The sequence below is a fragment of the Kaistia hirudinis genome (assembly GCF_014196455.1).
GTDB classification, from domain to species: Bacteria; Pseudomonadota; Alphaproteobacteria; order Rhizobiales; family Kaistiaceae; genus Kaistia; species Kaistia hirudinis.
In genome coordinates this window covers 839,987-866,619 of sequence record NZ_JACIDS010000002.1, presented here as the reverse complement: position 1 = coordinate 866,619, position 26,633 = coordinate 839,987, and the positions used below count along the sequence as shown (strand labels likewise).

The window sequence follows — 26,633 nt, the reverse complement described above, 5'->3', positions numbered from 1 at the left end:
CCCTTTCGCTAGGTCGGCGCCCCCGGGCGCCCGACCAGGGATGCGCGAAGCCTCCTGATCTCCCAGATCGTCACGCCGCTTCCGACCTCTCCCGGGTCAGGCGGGCAAGCAATTCGTCACGCGCGGTCGGCAGGCTCAGCTGCCGCGGCGCGTAGAGATCGCGTGTCAGGAAATGGGCGGTGAGGCGGAGACCGTCGGTGATCTCCGCGGGGCCCCGGTTCGATCGCGTGTCGCCGCGCAGGAATGATGGCAGCGGCAACAGGCGGTCCTCATAGCCGACCGCGCCTTCGCGGCTGACCGCCCGCCCCGATCGCGGCGACACATAGGCGAGATCCTCCCGCGACCCGGTCCGCGCGCAGCGCTCGAGATCGAGCCCGAAGCCGAGCTCGTCGAGTAGCGCCAGTTCGAAGCGGACGAGAAACGCGCAAAGCTCATCGGTTCCGGGCGGGACATCCGCCGCGAGCACATCGAGCGCCGCCTCCAGGCCACCGAAAAGTGCGGCATGCGGCTCACGCTCCGGCAGAAGGTGCATGTGCGCGGTGAGAACCTGCAGCGTGAAGAGCGGGACAGCAGCGCCGATGACTCTCGCAGCCCGCAGCTGACGGGGCTCGATCGTGTATTGGCCGAGATGCTGATCGAGCCGTGCGCGCCAGAGCGCCACGACGCCATTGCCCGGCTGCAGCACCGCGGCCAGCGCGCGCGAACGACCGCCTCGGACCAAGCCCAGATGGCGACCATGCGCGCGGGTCATCAATTCGAGCACGAGGCTCGCATCGCCATGCCTGCGCACCGCCAGCACGATTGCGTCGTCCGACCACTCCATGATCAGACCCTGCGCGAGAAACGGCAGCGGGGCAAGCTCATCGAAGGCCGCGCGACCAATCGATCAGCCTGCGCTGCGGTCAAGCGAAAGCCGGGCGGCCATAACCGTCCGGACAATAAAAAAGTCCGGCGGATTGCTCCGCCGGACTTCTTAAATCCCGAAGGATCCTGGACTTACCAGGAACGCTTCAGCCAGAGGTTGACCGCCCAGGCGTCGCCGTCGCCGATGGCGCCGTCACCGTCAACCGAGGTGTAGCCGCCGTCGAGCATGACGTCGAGGCCCTTGACAGGGGTCCAGCCGGTCGAAGCCTGCAGACGCCAGGCGTTCAGGCTGTCCGCACCGCGCCAGGTGCCGTCGCCATCATACGAAGCATAGCCGCCGGAGATCGCCGACCAGACGGACGGGGTCCAGACATGCTTGTACGAAGCACCGGCGCTCCACGAGGTGCCGGGAGCAACAGCGGCGAGCTGGTTGGTGCCGAAGCCGCCGACGCCAGCAACCGAGGTGCCACCCGCGATACCCGTGAAGGAGTTCGCGTTGTCACCATAAGCGCCGAAGACGGTGAACTTGTCGCCGGCCGAGAAGCTGTCGAGCGCGAACTCGACATTGCCGCCGATGGCCCAGCCCGACTTAGCCGTATAGGTCAGCAGATCGCCGGTAGCAGAGGTCGGCGTCGGCTGATAGCCCGCGGTGACCGTACGGTCGAGCGCCAGATCGGTGTAAGCCGCAGCGATCTTCGTCGAGAAGATGCCCGAAGCATAGCTGACCGCGCCGATGACGTTCGGGACGTTATCCGAACCGCCCTGATAGTAGACGGTCGACGCGCCGAGAACCGGCGGAGTGCCCGTTGCATAGAGCGTCGTCTCGGACTCGATGCCGCCGGTGTTGCCGGTCGAACCACGATCGCGCTGGTCTTCGACCGAGAGCGCGAGGCCGAAGCCGTTGACAGCGTAGTTCAGCTGGATCTGGTCGGCGGTCGTGTCCGAACCGAACACGCCGGTGTCGGTGTAGCCACGGCCGAAGTCGAACAGCGACGTGAAGTAACCAGCCTTGAGCGGGCCAAGCTGCAGGTAGGCGCTGTCGAGGTAAGCCGACTTCGTGACCGAGTTGGCGGCCTGCGTCAGCGACTCGGTGAAGCCACCGGAGTTGCCCGTCTGAGCGCGGACGTCCAAGAAGCCCGTCAGGTTACCGAACTCGGTGACCGACGAAGCCGTCAGCTGGATCGACACTTCGGTGTAGAAGTTCGACCAGTCGGAATTCGGATAGGCGCCGACATAGTTGCCGTAGTCGGTGTGACCGACCGACGTACCGAACTTCACATAGCCGCCGACCTTGATGCAGGTGTCGGTGCCGGGCGAGTAGTAGAAGCCCGCGCCGAAAGCGTCGCAGACCTTCACGTAGTCGACCGGCTCGGCGACCGTGAGATCCGCCGCCTGAGCGCCGCCGGCCACGATCATGGCAGCGGCAGAGCCGAGGAGAAGGGTCTTGAAGTTCATTTCCTGACCTCCAAAAGGTTAAACCAGGAGACTAGCTTTCCTTCTCGTTGCCTGAAAACCGCCGCAAGGCTGTTTTCATGTCGGCCCGTTCGAAGTTCGTCACATCCCCGTTCAGCTGCACTACCTTGGTGGCCCCACCCCTGGGTGCCGGTAAAGCAACCGGAATCACGCAGTTCGATTCCGTGATTGGGATCATACCGAATGCCCCCTCATGCGCTATGACGGAAATGCAACACCAAGGGGGATCATCATCGCTTTGCCGGTAAGGTTTCGCTAAGACCTTGCCGCAGACATGGCATCGCGCGGCCCGAACTGGCCGTCCGGCGCCGTTTCGCGCCGTTTCCCCCACAGGATCGCCGTCCCCGCGGCCAGCTCGACACAGGTACATTTCATGGCAAATCCCGATCGCGACGCCATCCTCGCACGCCTCGCCACCGTTCCCGGCCCCGATGGCGGCGGCGATATCGTCTCGCTCGGGCTCGTCTCGGACATTCTGGTGAACGGCGGCAAGGTGATGTTCTCGATCACGGTCGACGCCGCACGCGCCGCGACGCTGGAGCCGCTGCGCGAACAGGCCTCGGCCGCCGTCCGGGCGCTGCCGGGCGTCGAGAGCGCGCTGGTGATCCTCACCGCCGAGAAGAAGGGCGGCGCGCAGCCGGCGGCCGCCGCGCCCCCGCCCCGGCCCGCAAAGCCGAGCGCGCCGACCTCGGCCTCCGGCAAGCCGGGCGTGCCCGGCGTCGGCGCCATCGTCGCGGTGGCTTCCGGCAAGGGCGGCGTCGGCAAGTCGACGACGGCGGTCAATCTGGCGCTGGCGCTCGCCGCGAACGGCCTCAAGGTCGGCCTGCTGGACGCCGATATCTACGGCCCGTCGGTGCCGCGCCTGCTCGGCCTCTCGGGCCGGCCGCAGACCGTGGACGGGCGGACGCTGAAGCCGATGGAAGCCTTCGGGATCAAGGCGATGTCGATGGGCTTCCTCGTCGAAGAGGAGACGCCGATGATCTGGCGCGGGCCGATGGTCATGTCGGCGCTGACGCAGATGCTGCGCGAGGTCGCCTGGGCGCCGCTCGACATTCTCGTCGTCGACATGCCGCCGGGAACCGGCGACGCGCAGCTGACCATGGCGCAGCAGGTGCCGCTCGCCGGCGCCGTTATCGTCTCGACGCCGCAGGATCTGGCGCTCATCGATGCGCGCAAGGGCCTCGCCATGTTCCGCAAGGTCGACGTGCCGATCCTCGGCATCGTCGAGAACATGAGCTATTTTCTGTGCCCGCATTGCGGCACGCGCTCGGACATTTTCGGCCATGGCGGCGCCCGCCATGAGGCGGAGCGGCTCGGCGTCCCGTTCCTCGGCGAGATTCCGCTGGAACTCGCGATTCGCGAGACGTCCGATTCGGGCAATCCGATCGTCGCCTCCGATCCGGCCGGCACCTATGCCGCGACCTATCGCTCGATCGCGACCATGATCTGGGAGGGCGTCTCGGGCGGGACGGGAGCCAAGGCCCCGCCCCGCATCGTCATCGAATAAGGCTCAGCCGACGAGCGCCGCGCGGTTCGCGACCAGGAAGTCGCGGACCGAGCCCGGCTCGCGGCCGGTCCAGTCCTTCACCACCGAGGTGGTGATCGCGTGGAAGCCCTTCGAGGCGTCGACATCGAAGGCGACGAGCTGCTCGGCCATGAAGGGCGGCAAGCCGGCGCCGACGAGGCCCTGCTTCAGGCCTTCCGCCGGCACGGCGATGTGCTGCACCGGCTTGCCCGAAATCTCGCTGGTCAGCGCGGCCAGTTCGTCGAAGGTGAGCGGCGCCGGGCCGGTGACGTCGAGAATCTGGCGTCCGGTGAAATCGGAGGCCAGAACCGCCGCAGCCGTGCGGGCGCAATCGGCGCGCAGGACGAAATTACGCGCGCCCTTGCCCGTCGCCGAGAAGAGCTGGCCGGTCTGGACAGCATGCGGCAGGCTCATCAGTAGATAGTCGGTGTAGATGTGGTCGCGCAGGATCGTCCAGCCGAGGCCGGATGCGGCCAGCGCCTGCTCGGTCCAATAATGGTCCGCAATCAGGCTCGGCCCGGGCGTCGGATAGGGCGCGGGTGCGGAGAGATAGGCGAGGTGTCCGAGCCCGGCCGCCTCGGCGGCAGCAACCGCGGCGCGATGCTGGGTGAGACGGCGGTCCGAACCGTCGAGCGCATCCGTGCTGATCAGCAGGCCGCGCGTCGCCCCGGCGAAGGCAGCCGGCAGACTTGCGGGATCGTCGAAATCGGCGGCCCGCACGTCGACACCGCGCGCCGCGAGATCCGCCAGCTTGGCGGGATTGCGCGTCGTAGCGATGATCGGGCCGACATTGGCTTCGAGCAGCGCGTCGACCACGATGCGGCCGAGATGGCCGCTGGCGCCGGTCACGAGATATTTGTCTGCGCTCACGGGAACACTCCTTGGGAAAAACGGGACCGCGCCATGACGGCGTGGTTACTGATCGTAACTAAGGGCTTGTTCGTCCGAGCGGAAGAGCGCATTTATCCTTGCCTAAGGCACACCGGCGGAACCGCCGCGGTCGTCTTGAGCAGGAGAAGCGCGCCATGAACCAGCAGCCGGGCCGCACCAGCCTTATCGATCGCGTGGCCGAATTGGTGCCGGACGACATGGTGCAGAAGCTGATCGGCCCGCGCGGCGATTTCACCGCCGCCTCGCAATGCCCCGTGCGCGACGTGCTCGACCGGCTTGGCGATGCCTGGAGTTTTCTGGTGGTGCTGCGCCTCTCGGAGGGGCCACAGCGCTTCAACGCGCTGAAGCGCAGCGTCGGCGGCGTGTCGCAGCGCATGCTGACCGTGACGCTGCGCAGCCTCGAGCGCGACGGTCTCGTCGAGCGGCGCGTCTTCCCGACGACACCGCCGCAGGTCGAGTACAGCCTTTCGGAACTCGGCCATTCGCTGGTCGGTCCGATGGCCGAGCTGACGCGATGGGCCTCGGCCAATCATGACGCCGTCCGGGGTGCCAGGGCGCGCTACGACGCCCTGCCCGGTTGAACGTCAGTCGATCGGCTCAGCACTTCACCTGATAGGTGCCGGCGACGGAGACGCCGTCGCGTCCGCTTCCGACGCGTCGCAGATGCATCGTGACGGTCGAGCCTTCGACGAACTCGGCCCTGCCCGACTGCAGCACCAGTTCGCCCTTGGTGCCATTGGTGCTGCGATACTCGATCACCAGCATCACGCTCGGCGGCACGCCGCCTGCGCCGACGCGCCAGACCTTGTTGTCGGGGCTGTCGACGATCACCTTGCTCTCGTCGCTGGAGCCGGCCGGCAAAGCCATGCTCCAGCGGGTCGACTTGCAGGACGGATCCTTGGCCGCAGCGGAAGCGGGCAGCACGGGCATGGTGGAAAGTGCGGCGGCAAGGGCCGCGGCGATCACGGGAAGTCGGTTCATTCGGATCATCCGCCAGTTGGAATCGGCAGCGAAGTCAATCACGGCCGGCTTGGGAAATCGAGGGCGACACGAGCGCCGATCAGGCCTTCACGAGGCCTTTCAGCGCGGCATGCTGCAGCAGCATGATCGTCTTGGCATCGCAGATCCTGCCATCGTCGACCATCGCCATCGCCTCGGGGAACGGGAGTTCGAGCACTTCGATGTCCTCGCCCTCCGCGACATGGCCGCCGCCGGCGCCGCTCCGATCCGCCGGCGTATAGCGGGCGACGAAGAGATGCAGCTGCTCGACGACGCTGCCGGGCGACATGAAGGAGACGAAGACCCGCTCGGGCGTCTCGATGGTGACACCCATCTCCTCCTCCGCCTCCTTCTTGATGCAGGTGACGGGATCGTCTGCATCGAGCAGGCCGGCGCAGACCTCGATCAGCGGCTCGGCATGGCCGCGTTTCCAGGCCGGAAAGCGAAACTGGCGGATCAGCAGGACTGTATTGCGGTCCGGGTCGTAGGCAAGAACCGCCGCGCCGTCGCCGCGATCATAGGTCTCGCGGATCTGGCGCTGCCAAGTGCCGTCGGAACGACGATAGTCGAAGACATTGCGGTGCAGTTTGCCCCAGTTTTCCGACAGAAGTACGGATTCGATCGGTCTGACGCGTTCGTTCCAGTCGCTCATGGTCACTCCTCGCGAGCCTCGCCGCTGCTTCTAGCCGATCGCCGCGCGAAGCGGCAGCCGCTTGACATCGATGGCGATCGGTCCTTTGACCGCAGGGCTGGATATGCGGAGGAGGAAAGCGATGCGGCGTGCACTGATCGTCTGGGGCGGCTGGGAAGGCCATGAGCCGCGCCAGGGCGCGGCGGTGGTGAAGGACATGCTGGAGGCGGCGGGTTTCGACGTGCGCGTCGAGAATTCGACGGCCGCCTTCGCCGAACCGGGCCTCGCGGATCTGAGCCTGATCGTGCCGATCGTGACCATGTCGACGATCGAGAAGGACGAGCTCGCCAATCTCGAGGCGGCCGTGCGCGGCGGCGTGGGTCTCGCCGGCTATCACGGCGGCATGGGCGATTCGTTCCGCAACGCGCCGCTCTACCAGTTCATGGTCGGCGGCCAGTGGGTCGCCCATCCCGGCGACATCATCGATTATCGCGTCGACGTCACGCGGCCGGACGATCCGCTCGTGGCCGGCATCGACAGCTTCGACTACCGCTCCGAGCAATATTACATGCATGTCGACCCGGCCAATGAGGTGCTGGCGACGACGACCTTCAGCGGCGCGCATGCGCCCTGGATCGACGGCGTCGTGATGCCAGTGGTCTGGAAGAAGCGCTATGGCGCGGGTCGCGTCTTCTATTCCGCCCTCGGCCATGTCGCGTCCGAATTCAGCGTGCCGCCGATGCGGACGATCTTCGAGCGCGGGCTGCTCTGGACGGCGCGCTGAGGGGTTTCGCGCAAAGCCGGCACGCGCCTTCCCGAGGCGAGTATTTCCCAACGGACGGCAAGTCTGGATGCCGGCTCGAGCCCGGCAATGACAACGGCCGGGCGCGTTGCGCCCTGCCGCACGCCACCCCGCTTAGGCTTCAGTCGAGAGTTTCGGTTCGCCGGCCGACCAGATCGCGCGGGGCATGGCCGAATCGGCGCCTGAATGCGCGCGTGAAGGTCGAGGGGTCGGGATAGCCGAGTTCCCAGGCGAGAGCGCTGATCGTGCCCCTCTGGCCCGGGATCGACAGGCGCCGATACGCCTCGTCGAGGCGCTCCCGCTGGATGTAGGCGGCCACGCCGCCATGCGGTTCGAAGGCGCGGTAGAGCGACGAGCGCGAGATGCCGAGCGCCGCTGCGATCATGGCGGGGCCCAAGCCCGGCGTGGCGAGGTTCCGGCGCACGATCCGGGCCGCCTTCTCGCGGACCGCATACATGAGCACGCCTTCCGCCCGCTCGAGATGCTCGGGCGACGGCGAGATGCAGGCGGCGACCATCGATCTCAGCGCGGCGGCGACGCCCTCCCGCCCGCCAGGGGGAAGCGCCGCCAGCTTGTCGTCGAGCGAGAGCATGAGATCGCCGATCAGGCCCGCCATGCCGGCATGGGGAAGCCGGACCGGCGCAGCGTCGAAGGCCTGCGCCTCGCTGCGGAACGCATCGCGGGGCAGGAACAGCGACAGGATGTGTCCGTCGTGGCCGGCGCCCTCGAAGGGTCGCGCGAGCGATCGGAAACCGACATCGGGCCTCGTCTCGGCGGCCGCAACCACCATGATCCAATCGTCGCGCACGGGGCGCTGCCAGTGCCGCCAGCGCCTGCCGACCCCAGCCGGCATCATGGCCTGCGTGAAGGTCAGCTCGCCGAGGTCCCAGCTGCGGTGCGTGGCGTCGTAACGATCCGCGCGGCCGTTCGCGAGCGTCAGATCGAACGTGTCGCGATAATGCGCGCGCCAGCCGTCGAACTGGTCCGCCGCGGCGAGATGGCGGGTGGCGAATTCGGCGCGCGGAATGGCACCGACGTCGGATGATGCGGATGATGGGGGCGTTTCGATCGGCATGCGCTCACTATGATGAGGCCGGTCTCGCGGAGACGGTCAGCGATCATGCAACCATGACATGCCTCGCTCTGTGCGATGTCCTGATTCAATTGTCCAGAGGGGGCGTTCCAGCGGTCATGAAACGGACACTCCCGGCGCGTCAGGCGGGAACCGAGAGCTCCCGCTTCAGCCAGTCCCGGAAGATGCGAACCTGGCGCTTCTTCGCCGTACGCTCGCTGGTCACGAACCAATAGGCGAGATCGCTGCACACCTTGCCTTCGAAGGGGCGGACGAGGCGGCCGCTCGCCAGCGCGTCGGCGACGACCATCTCCCAGCCGAGCATCACGCCCTGGCCGGCGAGAACAGCCTCCAGCGCCAGGATCGGATCGGAAAAGCGCGGTCCGGTCAGCTCCTGCATCGGCTCGCCGACGGCCTCGAACCAGTCGTTCCAGCGCACCATCGTGCCCTCATCATGGATCACGGGGACGCGGGCGAGATCGGCCGGCTTGGCGAGGCGCGGCAGCCAGTCCGGCGTTGCGACGGGGAAGAAGGGCTGCGGCAGCAGCCGCTCCAGTTCGAGGCCCGGCCAATTGCCGCGTCCGAGGCGGATCGCGCAGTCGATATCGCTGTGATTGAGGTCGATCAGCTGCGCGCTCGCCACGAAGCGGATCTCGGTTTCGGGATTGTCGCGCGTGAAACGGCCGAGCCGCGGCACGAGCCAGCGGGCCGCGAAGGCGGGCGCGACTGAGATCGTCAACAGGCAGCGCCGCGCATTGTCGAGCGCGGCGAGCGCGTCGATCAAGGCGTTAAAGCCCCTTGAGAGATGTGGCAGCGCTGCGGCAAGGGCCTCGCTCGGCCGCATTCCCTGCGAAGTTCTCTCGAAAAGGACAAACCCGAGCCGCTCTTCGGCCCGCTTCAGATGTTGACTTACAGCTCCTGGCGTTACGCCGAGTTCGTCGGCCGCAACGCCGAGATGCCCAGTCCGGGCGACAATTTCTATCGCCCGGAGCGCGTTCAATGGAACTTTGAATGGGTTCGCCATTCAGTTTTTCTAAAGTGTGACCGAGATCATGTCGATGGCGTCCGTTGTGGTCTATCCCCATCTTCCAAGGCGCAAGCCAAGGAGAACCACGATGACCATCATCGGAATCTACCGCGCCCTGATCGCCTGGGCCGCGCGCCCCGTGCTCACGCACGACAATGAGAACGAGCTCTGGCGCATGAGCGCCCACGATCTCGCAGACCTGCCGATCGGCCATGAACCGATCGATACAAAGTCCGCCTTCGAGGCGGAACGACGAGACCGCTGCGCCTGAGCGCAGCGGCAATACGAGAGGAGAAGACCATGTCCGTCACCCAGACCGCCGCCCGCGCCGTTCGCCCCGCCGACGCGCCGTCGCTGCAGGATCACTACAAGGTCCTGAACCGGCAGCTGCAGGCCGCGCTCATCCACGCTCGGCGCGAAAGCCGCCGCGAGGACCGCGAGCCCTGCGGCGGCGATTCGGCGATGGACTGATCGCCCTCGCCTATCCCCGGTCGAGCCAGGTGGCCTGTTCGGGGGTGAGGCGGATGTCGAGGGCGGAGAGGCTGTCCTCGAGTTCGGCCAGCGTGCGCGGGCCGATCAGCGGCACTACCGGGAAGGGCTGCGCGAGCACATAGGCGAGCGCGACATGGATCGGGCTGCGGCCGAGCTTCGCCGCCAGTTCCACCGCCCGGTCGCGCCGCGCGAAGTTCCGTTCGTTGTACCAGACGCGAACCAGCTCCTCATTGTCGCGCTTGTCGCGGCCGGCACGATCCGTGAAGAAGCCGCGGCCCTGGCTGGACCAGGCAAAGTTCGGGATCTGGCGATCGCGAAACCAGGCCTTCCATTCATCGTCCGAGGACGAGACGCAGCCGGGCCAGATCACGTCCTGCATTTCGGCAAGCGCAAAATTGTTGGAAAGCGCCCCCGGCTTCTGCTTGCCGTGCTTCTCGGCATAGGCCACGGCCGCGTCGAACCGCTCGCGCGTCCAGTTTGAACCGCCGAAAATGCCGCGAATGCGGCCAGCCTTGACCTCGGCATCCATGGCATCGACGAATTCGCCCACCGGGACGTCCGGGTTGTCGCGATGCATGAAATAGATATCGAGATAATCGGTCTGCAGGCGGTCGAGGGTCTGGGTCAGCTGCTTGCCGATCACATCAGGATAGCAAAGCGGGGTATGGGCGCCCTTGCCGATGACGACGGACTGCTCGCGCACGCCGCGATTGGCGAGCCATTCGCCGAGCAGCTTCTCCGTATAGCCGCTGCCATAGACCCAGCCCGTGTCGAAGAGATTGCCGCCGGCCTCGTAGAAGGCATCGAGCAGGATAGCTCCCGACGCAAAGGTCCGGAAATCCTCAAAGCCGAGCGCGACGATCGAGAGTTCCTTCCCGATTCCGGCCAGTCTGCGCCGCGGCACGGTCGTCCCGCCGGATTTCAGCAGCCGGCCCGAAAGCGTCAGCTTGCGATGGGCCGGCTTCTCGACGCTGAATTCAATGCCGGCATCGGCGCGCCATTTGTCGAGGACCCGCAGATTGCCAAGCGTATCGGCCCAGCTCATGCCGGGCGAATCGAGTTGTTGCCTGCCGGCGAAGATGGCCTCGGCGACGGCATCGGCCTCGAAGGAGTAGAGATGCCGCTGCTTGCCGGTGCGGATCGTCTCCGTCTGGCCACCCTTGATGATGTCGATGCGGCCTTCGCCGCCGCTGCGATCGCCGGCCGCGAACCAGAAATCCGGAACCTCGATGCGACCCTCGGAGCCGATGATGCGCAGGACGTTGTCGAGATTGGCCATGATCGCGCAGCTCACCTCGGCGATGATGCCGTTCTCGAACTGCAACAACGCCGAGGCCCAGTTATCGGTGCCTTCGGCGTTGAGATTGGCCATGCCCGACACTTTGACGGGGTCGAGGAAGGGCTTGCCCACCGTGGCGCCGGCGATGAAGCGGGTCATCGAGACCGGATAGCCGCCGACATCGAGAATGCCGCCGCCGGCGAGCGCGCTGGCGAAGAGGCGATGATCCGGCATGAAGCCCGGCATCTGGAAGCCGAAGCTCGACTTGATCGACCGCACTTCGCCGATCGTGCCGGAGGCCACGAGATCGTAGATCGCCTTGGTCTGCGGATGCAGGCGATACATGAAGGCTTCAGCCGCGAAGGTGCCGGCCTTGCGATGGGCGTGAAAGACGGCATCCGCCTCGAAGGCGCTGAGCGCGAAGGGCTTCTCGACAAGAACATGCTTGCCGGCCTCGGCCGCCTTGATCGCCCATTCGGCATGGCCGACATGCGGCGTCGCGATATAGATCGCGTCGACATCCGGATCCCTCAGGATGGCGTCATAGCCATCGAGGATGCGGGCCTCGGGGAAATCCTCGGCAAGTCCCGCCTTGCCGGGATTGCGGGTAGCGATCGCTTCGAGCTTGCCGAAACGGGAATCGAGCACGCCGCGGCGGAAATCCTTGGCGATGGCGCCTGGTCCGATAATGCCCCAGCGAACGGGGTTCTGGCTTTCGGCCATAGGAAGTCCTCTTTTCTTGCGAAGTCAGAATGAAGCGGAAGCAGCACCGCGGGAATGCGCGGAGCTGGAAGAAGGGCTGGATGCAGGGCGGCTCATTTCACGGCGCCCGCGGTGATTCCGGCAACGAAATAGCGCTGGAGAAACACGAACACGACGACCATGGGCAGCGTCATCAGCGTCGCACCGGCCATCAGCGCGCCCCAGGGCACGACATTCAGGCCGATCAGGCTGCCGAGCGCCACCGGCGCGGTGCGCGCGCCCGGCGTCGTGCCGACCAGAAGCGGCCAGAGATAGGAATTCCAGGACGCCAGGAAGAGGATGATCGAGAGAGCCGCAATCGCCGGGCGGACCAGCGGCATGGCGATGGTGAAGAAGATGCGCCACTCCCCCGCCCCGTCGACGCGCGCCGCATCGAGCAGCTCCTGCGGCAGGCCGCCAAAGCTCTGGCGCATGAAGAGCACGCCGAGCGAATTGAACAAGGGCGGCACGATCAGCGCGACCCAGGTGTTGGAGAGGCCGAGCTCGCGCGCGATCAGGATGTATTGCGGGATGACCACGACGGCATAGGGCACCGTCAGCGTCGCGACCAGCAGGCTGAACAGCACGTTCTTGCCGACGAATTCGAAGCGCGCGAAGGCATAGCCGGCCATCGAGGTCAGCAGCACCGACAGCACGGTGTAGATCAGCCCGATCATCACCGAATTGCCGAGCGCGCGCAGGAAGTTGGCCGAGCCGGCGAGCGCAGCGACATTGGCGAAGAAATGCGTTCCCGGCGCCGGCAGCGTCGGCGAGAAGATCGAGCTGTCAGGCAGCGTCGCGAACAGCAGCATGAGCGCAAGCGGGGCGAGCCAGAGCAGCGCCAGCGGCGTCATCACGGCCGTGAGCAGGATCGAGCCCCAGCGGCCGGAGCCGCCGGCCGGCCGCGCAAAGGTCGTCCGCATCTCGGGCAGCGTCGTCATGTCGGCGACCTCCTGGCGAGCAGCAGGTTGAACGCCGCCATCGCCGCCGCCATCGCCGCGATCGTATAGGCGATCGCCGAGGCATAGCCGAAGTTCAGGTTGCGGAAGCCCTGCTTGAATAGATAGGTGCCGAGCATCTCGATCGAGACGCCGCTCGACTGGGCGTCGGTGATCAGCCACGGCTCGGTGAACAGCTGCATGGTGCCGATGACCGAGAGCACCAGCGCGAAGACGATGACCGGCTTCAGCAGCGGCAGCGTGATGTGGCGGAAGCGCCGCCAGGCCCCTGCCCCGTCGATCGCCGCGGCCTCGTAGAGATCCTTCGGGATCGTCTGCAGGCCGGCGAGAATGATGATCGCGTTGTAGCCGGTCCAGCGCCAGGTGACGGCGATGATGATGGTCGCCATCATCCAGGTCGGGTCATGCAGCCAGTCGAGCGCCGGCAGGCCGATGGCGGTCAGCGCCTGGTTAACCGCGCCGTACTGGCCGTTGAACAGCAGGCGGAACACGACGGAATAGGCGACGTCGGACACGACGATCGGCGCGAAGAAGGCGAAGCGGAACAGCGGCCGGGCCGCGAGCTTCGGCGAATCGAGCGCCAGGGCGATGGCCGTCGCCAGCGCCAGCATGATCGGCACCTGCAGCACCAGGACGATCAGCGTGTTGCGCAGCGCGGCATGGAAGGCCTGGTCGACCCAAAGCCGGCGCCAGTTGACCGCGACGTCGACCGTCCATGGATTGACGCGGGTGTTCTGGAACGAGAGCAGGAAGGAATCGATCAGCGGCCAGAGCCAGAAAATCGCGAAGACGACGAGATAGGGCAGCAGGAAGCGATAGGGCACCGACCACTGACGGTCGATCGGCTTGCCGCGCCCTGCCCGTGCCGGCCGGCTTGTCGTCACGCTCGGGGAGATCGTCGCTGCCATGGGGAACCTGCGCTGGTTCGAAGACCAGCCCCGAGGGAAAAGGGGCTGGTCTCCGGGACGCGGTACGGCCCCTCGCGGGGCCGGGCCTCGCGTGTTCGGCTATTTGCCGGCGATCGGCAGGCCGGTGGCGCTGGCGATCTGGTTGGCTGCGTCATCGAGCACGGCCTGCGCCGAGCCGCCCTGACCCTTCAGGAAGTTGGTATAGGCGGCGCTGACCAGGCTGTCGGCCTCGGCGAAATACTGCGTGCCGCGCGAGGGCTTGATGTCGGGGAGTGTGCCGAGCACGACTTCCCAGATCCGCTGCCCACCCCAATAGGGCTGCTCTTCCTTCACGAAGGGGTCGTTCACCGCCTCGGGCAGGGTCGGCACGAGGCCGGAGGCCTTCAGCTGCGTGATCTGGCTGTCGGGACGGCCATTGGCGAAATTGACGAAGGCGAGCGCGGCCTTCGGGTTCTTCGACGAAGCGGGAATGGCGAGTGCCGAGCCGCCGATATTGGCCGTCTGGTTGCCGCCCTTCTCGAAGGCCGGGAGCTTGAAGACGCCCCATTTGCCGCTCTGGTCCGGGGCGTTGCCGCGGATCGAGCCTTCATACCAGCCGCCATAGACGGCACTGGCGAGCGCATTGGCCTTGATCGCCGTCAGCGTCTCGTCCCAGTTGCCACTCATGAACAGGCCGGCATCGTTGATCTTCTTGATCGTCTCCAGCGCCTGGACGCAGCCCGGCTGGCCGATCGTGATGCTCTCGCCCTTCTCGTCGAAATAGGCGCATCCGGCCTGGTTCGCGAGCATGCGGAACCAGCTCGTATCGCCATTGGTCGAGACGAACTTGGTGTTGCCGCCGGCCTTGGCGATCACCTTCTTGCCGGCCTCGATGAAATCGTCCCAGGTCACGATCGTCGCGGGATCGACGCCCGCCGCCTCATAGAGGTCGCGGCGATAGAAGACGACGGCGGGACCCGAATCCCACGGCAGGGCGTAGACCTTGTCGCCGACCGTCAGCTCGGTGAGCTTGAAGGCCGGGAACTTGGCGAGCAGCGCGCCCTCGTCCGCCGACATGGTCTTCAGATCGCTGAAGCATTCCGGGAAGCGGTTCCAGAACACCTCGGCCTCGCCGTTCTCGACCGAATAGACGTCGGGCATGTCGGTGCCACCGGCCGCGCAGCCGGCGAGGCCGCGGTCATAGACCGGCTGGTTGCCGAGGTCCTGCACCGTCACCTTGACGTTCGGATATTCCTTGTTGAAGGCCGGCACCACGGCCTGCAGCGCCGCCGCGGCGACGTTCCAGCTCCAGACCGTGATCTCGCCGGAAACATCGTCGGCGGCATGGGCCGCGCCGCCGAACAGTGTCGCGCCCGCGAGCAGCGTGGCGGCGAGAGCCCGCCCGGCAAAGCCGGGACGCATTGCGACTGTCGTCTTCATGTCGTTCCTCCCTTGAGAATCCGGAGCGCCCGCCCGCTTCCCCGCGCGGTACGGAAGCCTCGGCTCCCGTCTCCTCCCGCGCGGCCAAGCCGCCGAAACGCTCTTCTAAATTCCGGGATCATTAGGAGCGCATCGGCCAAGCCTGTCAAGACGAGCTCGGAACCCTTCGCAAATGCAGCGATTGGGGAACGATATCATCAATATATGGGGCAAAATGTGCTGCGTACATACGACATCTATCGATGCTGCAATGCATCCCCGACAACTCGGCACTGCGCAGAAATTACTATTCCGGAATAGATGCATATGATCCCGGAAGCGCCGCCATCAAAAAATTTGCGGCTCGAATGAAGCACCCTGCCTCCCGCCTTTGCGAGGCGGCAGGCAGGGTTCCGGAAGCTGGAGTCGATGCAGCGCAAAAGACCGCGCCCCGCCCTTTGTGGGCGGGGCGATGCGGCCCCTCTTCACCTCTCCCTGAGGGAGAGGTCGGACCGAGGTCCGGGAGGGTTTGCGGACTATCCGGAGGGTTCCCTAAACCCTCTCCCGCCGGCCTGCGGCCGTCGACCTCCCCCTCAGGGGAAGGTGAAGGAGAAACTTCACCGGCCGCGCCCGATGAAACGCGACCAAAGGCCGGGGCTCCTCCCTCTCGCGTCACAGCAGGGAGGAGCGCCGGACTGATGTTGAGCGTCAGACTATGGCGTCGGCCAGTGGCCGTGGAACGCGAACTCGGCGATCGGGCGGCGGGTGCGTGGGGCGCGCTCGCGCTCGGCCCCGCGTTCGCCGAGCAGTTCCGGATCGCCCGGGAAGCCGATCGTGAACCCCGTGCAGGGCTCGAAGCCCTCGGGCATTCCGATGGCCGCGGCGACCTTGTCGCTCTCGAAGCCGCCGAAGGGATGGACGGCATATCCGGCCGCGGTGGCCTGCAGCAGCAGATAGCCGAGGGCGATCCCCGTGTCGTGCCGGTTATGCCAGAGGCTGCTGCCATCCTCGGTGCGCAGCTGCGCCACCGTATAGCCGAGCACCGAGGCGCGCTTGATCCAGCGCTGATTGCCTTCGACGGCACAGGCGACGAGCGCGTCGAATGCCGGCTCGCCGCGGAACGCATAGACGAAACGCCAGGGCTGGGTGTTGTTCGACGAGGGCGCCCAGCGGGCCGCCTCGAAGAGCGGCGCGATCTCGGCCTCGGTCAGCGTGCGGTCCGGGTCGAAGGCGCGCGGGCTCCAGCGCTCCGCGATCACGTCCAGAATGGGATGGTCGGCCGGGGCAGGCTTTCTCACGTCAGATCCTCGTCATTGCTTTCGGGTGCATCATCTTCGGCCGATCCCGTCGCCGGCGCCACCCGTCAGGCGGTCCAGGGCACGACCAGCGGGCGACTGAGCGTCGCGACCAGGAAACTGCCGACCACCTCGGCCGTCATGGGGCGGGCGAAGGCATAGCCCTGCAGATGATCGCAGCCGGCAAGGCGGAGGATCGCGGCCTCCTGCTCGGTCTCGACACCTTCGGCCGTCACCGAAAGATCCAGCGCGCGGCCGAGCGCGATCGTCGCGCCGCAGAGCTCGCGGACCGATTCGTCGGTCGTGATGCCGATCACCAGCGAACGGTCGAGCTTGAGCTTGTCGAAGGTGAAGCGGCGCAGATAGCCGATCGAGGAATAGCCGGTCCCGAAATCGTCGAGCGAGATCGTCACGCCGAGTTCGCGGATGCTCGCGATGATCGCCTGTGCGCGGTCGGGATTGGCGACGAGATGCGTCTCGGTCATCTCGATCTCAAGGCGCCGCGAGGGGAAGCCCGTCTCGGCGAGCACGCGGGCGAGCAGCGAATCGAAGCCGGGATTGCGGAACTGCACCGCCGAGACGTTGACCGAGAGCTTGACGTCGGGCCAGCTCAGCGCGTCCTCGCAGGCGCGGCGCAGCACCCATTCGCCGATCGGCTCGATCAGACCGTTCTCCTCCGCGATCGGCACGAACTTGTCGGGCGGCACCAGACCGATCTCGGGATGCAGCCAGCGCAGCAGCGCCTCGACGCCGGACGGCCGCATCGAGCCGGCCTCGAAGATCGGCTGGTAGACCACCGCGAGCCGATCCTCGCGGATCGCGGTGCGCAGGTCCTCGGCAAGGCGCACGCGCTCCGTCCGCGCGGCGTCGATCGACGGATCATAGATCGCGACGCGGTTCCGTCCGGAATCCTTGGCGATGTACATGGTGACGTCGGCCCGCCGCATCAGTTCGTCGGCCGAGAGGGGCGCGTGCTCGTTGCCGGAGACGCCGGCGCTGGCGCTGATCTGGACCTGCCGTCCGTCGAGGTCGAAGATCGCATCGCAGCAGCGCACCATCACCTCGGCCAGCGCGGCAGCCCGCTCCGCAGCGTTCGGCGCGCGCACCACGACGGCGAACTCGTCCCCGCCGACCCGGGCGAGCAGGCCCTGCCCCGCGCAGATGGCCGAAAAGGCCGCGGCGACTTTGACCAGAAGGCGGTCGCCGATCTCGTGGCCATAGGTGTCGTTGATCTCCTTGAAGCCGTCGAGATCGAGATAGATCACCGCGACGGCGCCGGCCCGGCTTGCATTCACCGCCTCACCGAGCTCGTGGCTGAGTGCGCGACGGTTCGGGAGGCCGGTGAGCCCGTCATGGCTGGCCGAGCGCAGCGCCTCCTGCTCGCGCCGCTGCAGCTCGATGAGGTTGTGAAAGCCGATGACGAGCAGGAAAGCCATGGTGCCGCAGACGAGGACGATGGCGAGCACCGCCGTCGGCGCCACGCGCACCAGCGCCTCGGTGCCCTGGCGTGACGGCGTCCAGACCAGCGATGCGATCCTGTTTCCTGTCGGGTCGAGGATCGGCAGGGACGAGGACTCCGGCGCCGGCTTGCCCTCGACATGCAGGTCGGCGAACACGAAATCGCTGCCGAGCCGGTCGATGGCCTTGGCGTCGACCGGGCGCGCCAGGACCAGAAGGCGGGTGCGCTCCGGCACCGGCCGCAAATCGTCGGACGGCATCACGGAACCGATGGCGACGGCCTGCAGCGTTCCCGCGCGATCGGAGAGGAAGGCCGTCTGGACGCCGCGCAGATTGGAGCGGTCGCGCGCACGCTCGATCATGAGGTTGATCGGCACGCCGAACTCCTCCCGCAGGGGGCGCATCACGGCGCTTCCCCTGCGGAAACCGAAGACGTCGCGATCATTCTCGTCGAGCAGATAGACCTGATCGAACAGAACACCGCCCAGCGTGCTGGCGCGGAGGTTTCTGTCGACGAAGTCCGCGTCGACCTTGCCGTAAAGGGCATCGACCGCATCGTCCCACTTGGCGTAGTCGCCATGCGTCTCGGAAAGGCGGGTGAGGAAGGCGCGCAAAGCCGAACTGGCGGCCTTGCTCCGGTTGGCCTCCTCGATGCGGTCGACCTGAGCCGACATGTCGCTGAGGACCAGCGAGGCGGCGAAGATCGCCGCCGCAAGCACCAGAGCCGCCGGGATGGCAACCTTGAGGCCGAAACCCCAGGTCGATTTCAACAATCGCGCCACAATCCCCCCGGAGGTCCGGCTATGCTCTTCCGCATTGAACCCTGCGGGCTTTAAGAACGCGTGAAAGTCACTGCGGAGAAAGGCCCTCGAGCGCCGCGGAAAGCGGCCCTTCGGCGCGGATCGCGACATCGGCGACGCCGAGCCAGCCGGCCATGCGACGAAGCTCAAGCGCGAGCGCAGCGAGCATCGGCTCCTGTCGCCGCAGCCCCGCTTCCGCGAACACGCCGAGGACGAGGAGCGCGCCGGCCTTGCGATCCAGCTTGAGATCGACGCGGGCGACGAGCTGGCCGCGATAGAGGAACGGCATCACGAAATAGCCGAAGCTGCGCTTGTGGCCGGGCGTGTAGAATTCGAGGCGATATCGGAACGCGAAGATGCGCTCGGCCCGTTCACGGTTCCAGACCAGCGGATCGAAGGGGGAGAGCAACGCCGTCGGCGTGATGCGCTCGGGGCGGAGCGCCTGCGGATCGAGATAGGCCGGCTGGCGCCAGCCCTCGACCGCCACCGCCTCCAGCACGCCGCTCTCGACCAGTTCGGCCAGCGCGACGCGCGTCTCGGCGACCGGCAGGCGGAAATAGTCGCGGATCTCGATCTCGGTCGCGACGCCGAGCGCCTTTGCGCCGAGGCGCACCAGCTCGCGGATCGCATCGGCGTCCGACGGCGTCGGCTGATCCATCACGGCGGCGGGAATGACCCGCTCGGTCAGGTCGTAGACACGCTCGAAGCCGCGGCGCGAGGCCGTCGTCACCTTGCCGGTCCAGAACAGGTATTCGAGCGCCGTCTTGCCCTTGTGCCAGCCCCACCACGGACCGCTGCGCGCGCCCGGATCATCCAATTCCGACGCCGAACGCGCGCCGTGCCGGGCGATCTCGTCGAGCACGGCGGCGACATAAGCGGGGTTCTCCGCCGCGAAGCGGTGGACGCCGCCATAGATGCCGGCTCCCTCCTCCGCCCGCCGCATGCGCCACCGCATCAGCGGCTGCATCTCGATCGGCAGCAGCGAGGCCTCGTGCGCCCAATATTCGAACAGGCGCCGCCCGCGACCGGCGGCGAAGGCGCGCGCGTCGAGATCGGTACGGGCATAGGCGCCGATCCGGCTGAACACCGGCAGATAATGCGAGCGCACCAGCACATTGACGGAATCGAGCTGCAGCAGCCCCATGCGCCGGATCGTGGTCTCGGCCAGCGGCCAGCGCGAGGTCGCCGCGGATCGCGCCGCGTCGAAGCCCTGCGCGGCGAGCGCAATGCGGCGCGCGTCGGATGCGGAAAGCTGCTGATCCGACGGAGCCGCCATGGACTCAGGAGGTGCGCTCGATGGCGCGGCTGGGGTCTTCGACGATCTTGCGGCTATCGCCGAGCCGCGCGAGCAGCGCCGTCACTTCGCTGGCCGGCATCGGCCGCGCCAGATGGAAGCCCTGCACATATTCGCATTGGAGCAGGCGCAGCAACTGCAGCTGCTCGGCCGTCTCGATGCCCTCCGCGACCACGGCGATGTCGAGCGCGTCGCCGAGGGCGATCATCGACTGGATCAACGCGTTGGACGTCGGGTTGGTACCGAGCTCGGCGACGAAGGACTTGTCGATCTTCAGCCAGTCGAACGGGAACTGCCGGAGATAGCCTATCGACGAGAAGCCGGTGCCAAAATCGTCGAGCGAAAGCCCGAAGCCCATCGACTTGAGCCGCGCGAGCTTGCGCTTGGCGATGGTCGGGTTGCGGACCAGCAGGCCCTCGGTGAGTTCCAGCTTGAAGCGGTTCGGCACCACGGCATTGCGCCGCGCGATGGCGGCAAAATCATTGGCGAAGTTCGGCTCGCGCAGCTGCGCCGGCGAGACGTTGATCGACACCTTGAGGCCGGGCCACTCGGCCATGTCCTGGCAGGCGGTCTGGAAAACGAACTTGCCGATGTCGTGGATGAGGCCCGTTTCCTCAGCGACGGGAATGAAATCGGCCGGCGAGACACGGCCGAATTCCGGCGAATCCCAGCGCACCAGCGCCTCGACCGAGATGACCGTGAGATCGCTCGTCCGCACGATCGGCTGGTAGGCGACGGAAAGCTCGCCCGCCTCGACCGCCGTGCGCAGCGCGACGCCGAGCCGCTTCTTGTGCAGCGCGCCCGTCTCCATGCCGCTGTGATACTGGACGGCATCGCGCTCGGCGGAATTCTTGGCCTGGTACATGGCAAGGTCGGCGCGGCGCATCAGCTCGGCCGGGACGATGTCACTGCCTTCGGCCACCGCATAGCCGACGGCCGCGGTCACCTGGAACTGGAACCCGCCGACCGCGAAGGACTGGTCAAGCACATGCACCATCGCCGAGGCGATGCCGGCGACGGCATGCGACGCGGTGGGACCCAGCAGCGCCGCCACGAACTCGTCGCCGCCGACGCGCGCGAAGGTCGCATCGGGCGGCATCACCATGGCGAGACGCTCGGCGAGACGCTTCACCAGTTCGTCGCCGCCCTGATGGCCGATCGAATCGTTCACCGATTTGAAGCCGTTGACGTCGAGATAGATGATCGCCGCCTCGCCGCGCGCGCAGGCCGCCGTGAAGGCACGACCCTCGCTGAATTCGTTGAAGCCGAAACGGTTGAGCAGATCGGTGAGGCTGTCGCGCCGCGCGGCCGTCATCGCCTGGCGCTCGCTGAACGCCTGCGACAGAGCAAGGCGACGCGCGCGCAGCACGGTCCACAGCGCGATCAGCACGAAGACCATCATGCCGACCGCGATCGCCGGAGCGACGCTCCGCAGCACCACAAAGCCGGGATTGGGCGGCGTCCAGACGAAGGCGCCGATCAGCTTGCCATCGAAATCGCGAATGGGCGGGAACCCGTCGGCGAGGTTCGAGTCGGTGGGGGTGAGGTCGACCTGCAGATCTTCGATCAGGAACTGCCGGCCGAGATCGTGCAGCCGCTTCTCGTTCAGATAGACGCCCTGGACGAGAAAGGGCAGCGTCGCGGGATCGACCTCCGATGCACGCGAGACGGGTGCGATGCGGGCCACCGCGATGAGGAGAACGTCGTTGCCGACACGGAAATAACCGGCGCGCGCCGCCTCGTTCTCGACGGGCATTCCGACGGCCAGATTTTTGATCTTGGCCCTGATCTCCGGCGAGAAGATATCGCGCGGCTGGCCGTGGTCATTATCGATCGCCCAGGCATAGGGAATGTCGCCTTCGGGCGAGATGATGACCAGGATGTCGGAGATCTGGGTATCCTTGATACCGGATCCGAAGTTCGCGTCGACCCAGGCTTCGTCATGCGCCATGTAGGCGTTGTAACCCGCCTCCCACCACGCATAGTCGTTGGCGAACGCCTTGACGTTGTCTTCCATGGCGACGATGCCGCCGGTCACCATGGTGCGGGTATTGTTCTGCGCCTGCTCGTTCTGAGCTTCGGCCATCCACAGAACCGCGGCCACCACGGTGATGATGGTCACGACGATGCCGGCGACGAGATTGAGCGTGATGCGACCGGCGATCGAGATCGACATTGGACGGACGGCTCCCCTTCCCCGCCATCCTGCAAATCAAGATTTTAAATAGCCTTAAGACAATTGCAAAAACCTCTTTGCAGGCAGCACGCCGCGCGCCCCTCGAAGCCCCCTCCGGATAGTTCGTGCACCATACAGTTTGATCGGCCGTCTTGCGAGTGCCATGGGCTGAGGGTAAGGTTAATGATCTGTAAATTCCTGCTAGGGTTGTAGGCCAGCAACCCGGAGGCTGGGATTGTGTCGTGCGTAGACGGGGCGGTGATGCGGCGGGATCAGGACGATGGCGAGCTGATTTCAGCGCGCCCCGAGCAGAGGCAGTGCCCCTTTGGCCACGGTCGGGGCGCGGTTTCGCGCACCGATTTCGAGGCCTGGCGCGACAATGACGTGCGCTGCTCCGCCGGCAAGCGCGAATTCCAGCTCGGCCGCTATCATGTCGAGCAGGTGAGCAACGGCTACCAGTTCGGCGTCGCATTCGACAATTTCGCCGATGGTGTCAGGCGTCACGAGAAGACGGGCTTTCTCGCGGTCGTGCCGAGCCTCGATCAGGACTTTTCGGATTCGGTCGGTGAACTGAAGCGTCTCGGCGAGATCATGGTCGAGGCCGGCTATGCGGAAAGCGCCGGCGCGCTCGTCCGCGGCGAGACCATCGCGATCCCGCTGGAGGTGTCCTGCCCGGTCACCGGCATCGACACGATCTACGAGTTTTTCCCGGTCGCCTTCTGCCGCCACGCCGCGGTGATGGCGGATCCGCTCTATGATCCCTCGCTGAGCGCACCGTTCCTGGCGATCAATACGACATCGGACAGCTTCGCCTTCGGCATGCTGGTGCATGATCTGGCGCAGCGGCATTTTCATTGCGCACCCTACGAGATTGCGCAGCGCGCCGACTTCGAGCGGCTGCTGCACAAATGCGCCACCGCCTGGCAGAACATGTCGATCAACACGATCACCAGCTACAATCGCATGGCCGGCGCGCCGGAGCGTGCGGTCGCGCTGTCGGATGATCGGCGCTGGTGGACGGCGCCGCACAATGATCCGGTCTTCGCGGAGCTGGAAAAGCAGACGCATAGCCACGAGATGCCGGTGATCTATGCCGCGCGGCTCTGCGAGAAGTGGATCGCCGCCCGGTACGACAATGCGGACCTCGTTCCCTCGCGGGACGGTCAGTCGGGCGGCCTGCATCTCGCCTTCGACGATATCGCCGCCGCGTTTCGTCCTTGACCATGTCGCTGCGGCCCGACGTGACGTCGCTGCGTGGCCGCCGCAGCTTTCGCATCGGCGCGATTCTGTTCCTGATCGGCGCCGAGGCGCTGCTCTACGGCTTCAGCTATCCCTTCTTCTCCCTCGCGCTCGAAAAGCAGGGCCTGGCGAACTGGCTGATCGGCCTCAATGCCTCGCTCGCCGGCATCGGCATCCTGTTCGTCGGTCCGTTCCTGCCCCGCATCATCGCCCGGCTCGGGGTCGGACGCCTGGTCGCGCTGCTCTTCGCGATCCCGTTCCTCTCTTTCCTGGCGATCCTCGTTCATGGCGACACGGTCACCTGGTTCGCGGCGCGCTTCGTCATGGGAACCTGCTTCTCGGCGCTGTGGACCACGACCGAGATCTGGCTGAACGGCGAACTCGATGATCGCCGGCGCGGACGGATCATCGCGGCCTCGGGCACCCTCTATGCCGCCTGCCAGTTCGTCGGCCCGCTGATGCTCGGCGTCGTCGGCGTCGCCGGCGCGCTGCCGCTCGTCGCGGCGATGATCCCGCTCGCAGCCGGCGCCTTCGTGGCCGCGTTCCTGTCGCTGCGCGCAGGGGCGCCGGCGGGGGAGACGGGCGAGGACGCACATGCCGACATTTCCTGGCGCCTCGCCCTGGCGGTCGCCGGGCCTGTTCTCGCCACCGCCTTCATCTGCGGCGTCGGCGAGACCGCCATGCAGAGCCTGCTGCCGCTCTATGGCCTCGCGCATGGGCTCAGCGATGCCGCCGCCTCGCGCATGGTGGCGACTTTCGCGCTCGGCGAGGCGGTGCTGGTCATCGCGCTCGGTTGGGCCGCGGACCGCTACGGCCGGCGGCCAGTGCTCGCTGCCGCCACGCTGATCGCGGCCGTATCGACGGCTGCGCTGCCCTTCGTCTTCGGCTCGGTGGCGGCTTTGCAGGCGGCGCTGTTTCTCAGCGGCGGCACCGTGGCCGGCGTCTATACGCTCGGCATCGTGCTGATCGGACAGGATTATCGCGGCCAGCGCCTCGCGCTGGTGTCGACCGCCTTCGGCATGGCCTATTCGGCCGGCTCGGTGATCGGCGCGACGCCGATCGGCTATCTCATCGATCTCTTCGGCGTCGAGGCGCTGCCGGCGACGGTCGGCGGCAGCTTCCTGCTGCTCTCGCTTCTGGTCGCTGCCGGCGGCCTGCGCCGCGCGCGGAACGCCGACTGAATGCACGCGGCAGACGGCGGGCCCGGACGGCGCGCCGTCAGATCGTCATCTGCGTCCCGATCTCGACGACGCGGCCGGTCGGGATGTGGAAATATTCCGTCGCGTCGCTCGCATTGATCGCCAGCTTGATGAACAGCTTGTCCTGCAGGCGCGAGAAGATGCGGTCGTTGGCGGGCTTGATCGAGCGGCGCGAGAGGAAGAACGACGTCGACATGATGTCGTATTTCCAGCCCTGCTTGCGGCACAGGCCAAGCGCCCGCGGCACGTTGGGCGTCTCCATATAACCGAAGGTCATGAAGACGCGCGTGAAGCTGTCATTCACCGGCTCGATGCGCACGCGCTCCGCGTCATCAATGCGCGGCACATTGGCCGAGATGACGGTGAGCAGCACGTTCTTCTGGTGCAGCACGCGATAGTGCTTGAGGCTGTGCAGCAGCGAGGACGGCGCCGTCTCGGGGTCGGAAGTGAGGAACACCGCCGTGCCGGGAACGCGGACGACGGAGCTCTTCTCGAGGTTCTTGACCAGTTCGACCAGCGGCACGTCGTTGCGGCGGCTCTTGTCGAACAGGATCTTCGTGCCGCGCACCCAGGAGCGCATGATCAGCATGATCGAGAAGGCGATCAGCAGCGGCACCCAGCCGCCCTCGGTGATCTTGATCAGGTTCGCGCCGAGGAAGACGAGATCGATGATCAGGAACGGCGCGATGAGCAGCGCCGAGACCCAGATCGGCCAGCGCCAGAAGCGCCAGACCACGATGAAGGCGAGGCAGGCCGTGATCACCATCTCGGCGGTGACGGAGATGCCATAGGCCGTCGCGAGGCGCGAGGAGGAGCCGAACAGGATGACCAGCAGCAGCACCGCCACCATCAGCAGCGAATTGACCTGCGGCATGTAGATCTGCCCGGCATGCTGCTCGGACGTATGCGCGATGTCCATGCGCGGCAGCAGCTTGAGCTGGATCGCCTGGCGCGTCATCGAGAAGGCGCCGGTGATCACCGCCTGCGCGGCGATGACCGTCGCCATGGTGGCGAGGATGACGACCGGCAGCACGGCCCATTCGGGAAAGAGCAGGAAGAACGGGTTGGCGACGGCCTCTGGCTTCGCCAGCACCAGCGCGCCCTGCCCCAGATAATTGGCGGCGAGCGCGGGGAAGACGAAGCCGAGCCAGGCGGCCTGGATGGGCTTGCGCCCGAAATGGCCGAGATCGGCATAGAGCGCCTCGGCGCCCGTCACCGACAGGAAGACGGCGCCGATGACGATGAGGCCGGTATAGCCGTTCGTCACGATATAGCGCACGGCGTGATAGGGGTTGAGCGCGGCGAAGATGCCGGGGTCGTCGGCGATATGGGTGAAACCGCCGATCGTCATCACGATGAACCAGACGGCCGTGATCGGGCCGAACAGCGAGGCGACGCGTGCCGTGCCATAGCGCTGCACGAGGAAGAGCGCCGTGATGATGGCGATGGTGATCGGGATCACGTAGCTGTCGAAATGCGGCGTGACGAGCTTCAGGCCTTCCACCGCCGACAGGACCGAGATCGCCGGCGTGATGACCGCGTCGCCATAGAACAGCGCCGCGCCGGCGACGCCGAGCAGGAACACGATCGGGGCGGATTTGCCCATCGTACGGCTCGCGAGCGCCATCAGCGAGAGCGTGCCGCCCTCGCCATTATTGTCGGCCCTGAGCAAAATGACGACATATTTGAGCGTGACGATGATCGTCAGCGTCCACAGGATCAGCGAAATGATGCTGATGACGTCCTCGCGCATGACCTCGCCATGCGCGGCCTCGGCCGCATGCATCGCCTCGCGGAACGCATAGATGACGCTCGTGCCGATGTCGCCATAGACGACGCCGACGGAGCCGAGGGCCAGAGTCCAGAAGCCGGCATGCGACGCTGCGCCATGCTCGCCTGGAGGAACTCCTGAGGGAGTGGCCGCCTGATCTGAAGGCACACCGGCTCCCTGCACGTTCAGAGACATCAGCCTCTCACTCGTTGACCGCGCCCACCGGCGGCAGCGCGTGCTTATAGCAGATGGCGTGCGCTGCACAACGATAGAGGAACGGCCGCCGCTGGCAAGCGGAAAGCCGTGCACGGGCAGCGGGAGAGGCGAGGCCCATCGTTAA

Annotated in this window: 23 protein-coding genes and 1 pseudogene; 7 read left to right on the top strand and 17 right to left on the bottom strand. The window is 66.5% G+C overall.

The features are described from left to right. Positions 1-70 precede the first annotated feature (70 nt). Together recO and GGR25_RS09135 are read right to left on the bottom strand one after the other, a co-directional pair. On the bottom strand, positions 71-823 hold the full coding sequence (recO, locus tag GGR25_RS09140) for a DNA repair protein RecO (RefSeq protein WP_183398424.1): 753 nt from the start codon (positions 821-823) through the stop codon (positions 71-73). Between the two features lie 173 nt (positions 824-996). Then, positions 997-2,319: a porin gene (locus tag GGR25_RS09135; RefSeq protein WP_183398423.1), complete on the bottom strand. Its 1,323-nt coding sequence runs from the start codon at positions 2,317-2,319 to the stop codon at positions 997-999. Between the two features lie 391 nt (positions 2,320-2,710). Between GGR25_RS09135 and apbC the strand changes: the two genes are divergently transcribed. Next, positions 2,711-3,844, top strand: coding sequence for an iron-sulfur cluster carrier protein ApbC (apbC, locus tag GGR25_RS09130; RefSeq protein WP_183398422.1), 1,134 nt, complete (start codon positions 2,711-2,713; stop codon positions 3,842-3,844). A gap of 3 nt (positions 3,845-3,847) precedes the next feature. Here the strand turns inward: apbC and GGR25_RS09125 are convergent, their stop codons facing one another. Next, a complete protein-coding gene (locus GGR25_RS09125) occupies positions 3,848-4,732 on the bottom strand; it encodes an NAD(P)H-binding protein (RefSeq protein WP_183398421.1) in 885 nt (294 codons plus the stop codon). A gap of 218 nt (positions 4,733-4,950) precedes the next feature. On the opposite strand from GGR25_RS09125, the gene GGR25_RS09120 reads away from it, so the two are divergent. After that, complete coding sequence (locus tag GGR25_RS09120) at positions 4,951-5,334, top strand: winged helix-turn-helix transcriptional regulator (RefSeq protein WP_183398662.1); 384 nt, start codon at positions 4,951-4,953, stop codon at positions 5,332-5,334. A gap of 16 nt (positions 5,335-5,350) precedes the next feature. Here the strand turns inward: GGR25_RS09120 and GGR25_RS09115 are convergent, their stop codons facing one another. Continuing rightward, entirely contained in the window at positions 5,351-5,734 is a 384-nt protein-coding gene (locus GGR25_RS09115) for a hypothetical protein (RefSeq protein WP_183398420.1), read from the bottom strand. Positions 5,735-5,813: 79 nt separating this feature from the next. Beyond that, positions 5,814-6,404, bottom strand: a complete 591-nt coding sequence (locus tag GGR25_RS09110; protein ID WP_183398419.1) for an NUDIX domain-containing protein — start codon at positions 6,402-6,404, stop codon at positions 5,814-5,816. 121 nt (positions 6,405-6,525) lie between these two features. Here GGR25_RS09110 and GGR25_RS09105 point away from each other — a divergent pair, with 121 nt between their 5' ends. After that, positions 6,526-7,167, top strand: coding sequence for a ThuA domain-containing protein (locus GGR25_RS09105; protein WP_183398418.1), 642 nt, complete (start codon positions 6,526-6,528; stop codon positions 7,165-7,167). Positions 7,168-7,306: 139 nt separating this feature from the next. On the opposite strand, the gene GGR25_RS09100 is transcribed toward GGR25_RS09105, so the two are convergent. The 3 genes and pseudogenes from GGR25_RS09100 to GGR25_RS25095 all read right to left on the bottom strand — a co-directional run. Then, positions 7,307-8,260 carry a helix-turn-helix domain-containing protein gene (locus GGR25_RS09100; protein ID WP_183398417.1) on the bottom strand — a complete coding sequence of 318 codons (954 nt, stop codon included), beginning with the start codon at positions 8,258-8,260 and terminating at the stop codon, positions 7,307-7,309. A gap of 139 nt (positions 8,261-8,399) precedes the next feature. Further along, a complete protein-coding gene (locus tag GGR25_RS09095; RefSeq protein ID WP_246409382.1) occupies positions 8,400-9,041 on the bottom strand; it encodes a LysR substrate-binding domain-containing protein in 642 nt (213 codons plus the stop codon). 54 nt (positions 9,042-9,095) lie between these two features. Further along, positions 9,096-9,281 (bottom strand): annotated as a pseudogene (locus GGR25_RS25095) (helix-turn-helix domain-containing protein); the annotation flags it as partial. A gap of 91 nt (positions 9,282-9,372) precedes the next feature. Here GGR25_RS25095 and GGR25_RS09090 point away from each other — a divergent pair. Together GGR25_RS09090 and GGR25_RS09085 are read left to right on the top strand one after the other, a co-directional pair. Continuing rightward, positions 9,373-9,555, top strand: coding sequence for a hypothetical protein (locus tag GGR25_RS09090; protein WP_183398415.1), 183 nt, complete (start codon positions 9,373-9,375; stop codon positions 9,553-9,555). A 29-nt stretch (positions 9,556-9,584) separates the two neighbouring features. Further along, positions 9,585-9,755, top strand: coding sequence for a hypothetical protein (locus GGR25_RS09085; RefSeq protein ID WP_183398414.1), 171 nt, complete (start codon positions 9,585-9,587; stop codon positions 9,753-9,755). Positions 9,756-9,765: 10 nt separating this feature from the next. On the opposite strand, the gene GGR25_RS09080 is transcribed toward GGR25_RS09085, so the two are convergent. The 8 genes from GGR25_RS09080 to GGR25_RS09045 form a co-directional block, all read right to left on the bottom strand. Then, complete coding sequence (locus tag GGR25_RS09080; protein WP_183398413.1) at positions 9,766-11,778, bottom strand: aldo/keto reductase; 2,013 nt, start codon at positions 11,776-11,778, stop codon at positions 9,766-9,768. A gap of 92 nt (positions 11,779-11,870) precedes the next feature. Further along, entirely contained in the window at positions 11,871-12,719 is an 849-nt protein-coding gene (locus GGR25_RS09075; RefSeq protein ID WP_183398661.1) for a carbohydrate ABC transporter permease, read from the bottom strand. A 14-nt stretch (positions 12,720-12,733) separates the two neighbouring features. After that, the gene (locus GGR25_RS09070; protein ID WP_183398412.1) at positions 12,734-13,663 is read right to left on the bottom strand and encodes a carbohydrate ABC transporter permease; all 930 of its coding nucleotides are present in this window, start codon (positions 13,661-13,663) and stop codon (positions 12,734-12,736) included. Between the two features lie 99 nt (positions 13,664-13,762). Beyond that, positions 13,763-15,082 carry an ABC transporter substrate-binding protein gene (locus GGR25_RS09065; protein ID WP_246409380.1) on the bottom strand — a complete coding sequence of 440 codons (1,320 nt, stop codon included), beginning with the start codon at positions 15,080-15,082 and terminating at the stop codon, positions 13,763-13,765. A 692-nt stretch (positions 15,083-15,774) separates the two neighbouring features. After that, entirely contained in the window at positions 15,775-16,359 is a 585-nt protein-coding gene (locus GGR25_RS09060; protein WP_183398411.1) for a nitroreductase family protein, read from the bottom strand. Positions 16,360-16,424: 65 nt separating this feature from the next. Continuing rightward, positions 16,425-18,584, bottom strand: coding sequence for a putative bifunctional diguanylate cyclase/phosphodiesterase (locus GGR25_RS09055; RefSeq protein ID WP_183398410.1), 2,160 nt, complete (start codon positions 18,582-18,584; stop codon positions 16,425-16,427). 79 nt (positions 18,585-18,663) lie between these two features. After that, entirely contained in the window at positions 18,664-19,890 is a 1,227-nt protein-coding gene (locus GGR25_RS09050; RefSeq protein ID WP_183398409.1) for a winged helix-turn-helix domain-containing protein, read from the bottom strand. 4 nt (positions 19,891-19,894) lie between these two features. Then, complete coding sequence (locus GGR25_RS09045; protein ID WP_183398408.1) at positions 19,895-22,084, bottom strand: bifunctional diguanylate cyclase/phosphodiesterase; 2,190 nt, start codon at positions 22,082-22,084, stop codon at positions 19,895-19,897. A 261-nt stretch (positions 22,085-22,345) separates the two neighbouring features. Here GGR25_RS09045 and GGR25_RS09040 point away from each other — a divergent pair, with 261 nt between their 5' ends. Next, positions 22,346-23,305, top strand: a complete 960-nt coding sequence (locus tag GGR25_RS09040) for a hypothetical protein (RefSeq protein ID WP_183398407.1) — start codon at positions 22,346-22,348, stop codon at positions 23,303-23,305. Positions 23,306-23,307: 2 nt separating this feature from the next. Further along, the gene (locus GGR25_RS09035) at positions 23,308-24,504 is read left to right on the top strand and encodes an MFS transporter (RefSeq protein ID WP_246409497.1); all 1,197 of its coding nucleotides are present in this window, start codon (positions 23,308-23,310) and stop codon (positions 24,502-24,504) included. 37 nt (positions 24,505-24,541) lie between these two features. Here the strand turns inward: GGR25_RS09035 and GGR25_RS09030 are convergent, their stop codons facing one another. Next, positions 24,542-26,488, bottom strand: coding sequence for a potassium transporter Kup (locus GGR25_RS09030; RefSeq protein ID WP_183398405.1), 1,947 nt, complete (start codon positions 26,486-26,488; stop codon positions 24,542-24,544). Between the last annotated feature and the right edge of the window lie 145 nt (positions 26,489-26,633).

Excerpts from the sequence above, each read along its gene's own strand:
- recO (WP_183398424.1), bottom strand. The coding sequence starts at position 823 with ATGGAGTGGTCGGACGACGCAATCGTGCTGGCGGTGCGCAGGCATGGC.
- GGR25_RS09135 (WP_183398423.1), bottom strand. The coding sequence starts at position 2,319 with ATGAACTTCAAGACCCTTCTCCTCGGCTCTGCCGCTGCCATGATCGTG.
- apbC (WP_183398422.1), top strand. The coding sequence starts at position 2,711 with ATGGCAAATCCCGATCGCGACGCCATCCTCGCACGCCTCGCCACCGTT.
- GGR25_RS09120 (WP_183398662.1), top strand. The coding sequence starts at position 4,951 with ATGGTGCAGAAGCTGATCGGCCCGCGCGGCGATTTCACCGCCGCCTCG.
- GGR25_RS09115 (WP_183398420.1), bottom strand. The coding sequence starts at position 5,734 with ATGAACCGACTTCCCGTGATCGCCGCGGCCCTTGCCGCCGCACTTTCC.
- GGR25_RS09110 (WP_183398419.1), bottom strand. The coding sequence starts at position 6,404 with ATGAGCGACTGGAACGAACGCGTCAGACCGATCGAATCCGTACTTCTG.
- GGR25_RS09105 (WP_183398418.1), top strand. The coding sequence starts at position 6,526 with ATGCGGCGTGCACTGATCGTCTGGGGCGGCTGGGAAGGCCATGAGCCG.
- GGR25_RS09100 (WP_183398417.1), bottom strand. The coding sequence starts at position 8,260 with ATGCCGATCGAAACGCCCCCATCATCCGCATCATCCGACGTCGGTGCC.
- GGR25_RS09090 (WP_183398415.1), top strand. The coding sequence starts at position 9,373 with ATGACCATCATCGGAATCTACCGCGCCCTGATCGCCTGGGCCGCGCGC.
- GGR25_RS09085 (WP_183398414.1), top strand. The coding sequence starts at position 9,585 with ATGTCCGTCACCCAGACCGCCGCCCGCGCCGTTCGCCCCGCCGACGCG.
- GGR25_RS09080 (WP_183398413.1), bottom strand. The coding sequence starts at position 11,778 with ATGGCCGAAAGCCAGAACCCCGTTCGCTGGGGCATTATCGGACCAGGC.
- GGR25_RS09075 (WP_183398661.1), bottom strand. The coding sequence starts at position 12,719 with ATGCGGACGACCTTTGCGCGGCCGGCCGGCGGCTCCGGCCGCTGGGGC.
- GGR25_RS09070 (WP_183398412.1), bottom strand. The coding sequence starts at position 13,663 with ATGGCAGCGACGATCTCCCCGAGCGTGACGACAAGCCGGCCGGCACGG.
- GGR25_RS09065 (WP_246409380.1), bottom strand. The coding sequence starts at position 15,082 with ATGAAGACGACAGTCGCAATGCGTCCCGGCTTTGCCGGGCGGGCTCTC.
- GGR25_RS09050 (WP_183398409.1), bottom strand. The coding sequence starts at position 19,890 with ATGGCGGCTCCGTCGGATCAGCAGCTTTCCGCATCCGACGCGCGCCGC.
- GGR25_RS09045 (WP_183398408.1), bottom strand. The coding sequence starts at position 22,084 with ATGTCGATCTCGATCGCCGGTCGCATCACGCTCAATCTCGTCGCCGGC.
- GGR25_RS09040 (WP_183398407.1), top strand. The coding sequence starts at position 22,346 with ATGCGGCGGGATCAGGACGATGGCGAGCTGATTTCAGCGCGCCCCGAG.
- GGR25_RS09035 (WP_246409497.1), top strand. The coding sequence starts at position 23,308 with ATGTCGCTGCGGCCCGACGTGACGTCGCTGCGTGGCCGCCGCAGCTTT.
- GGR25_RS09030 (WP_183398405.1), bottom strand. The coding sequence starts at position 26,488 with ATGTCTCTGAACGTGCAGGGAGCCGGTGTGCCTTCAGATCAGGCGGCC.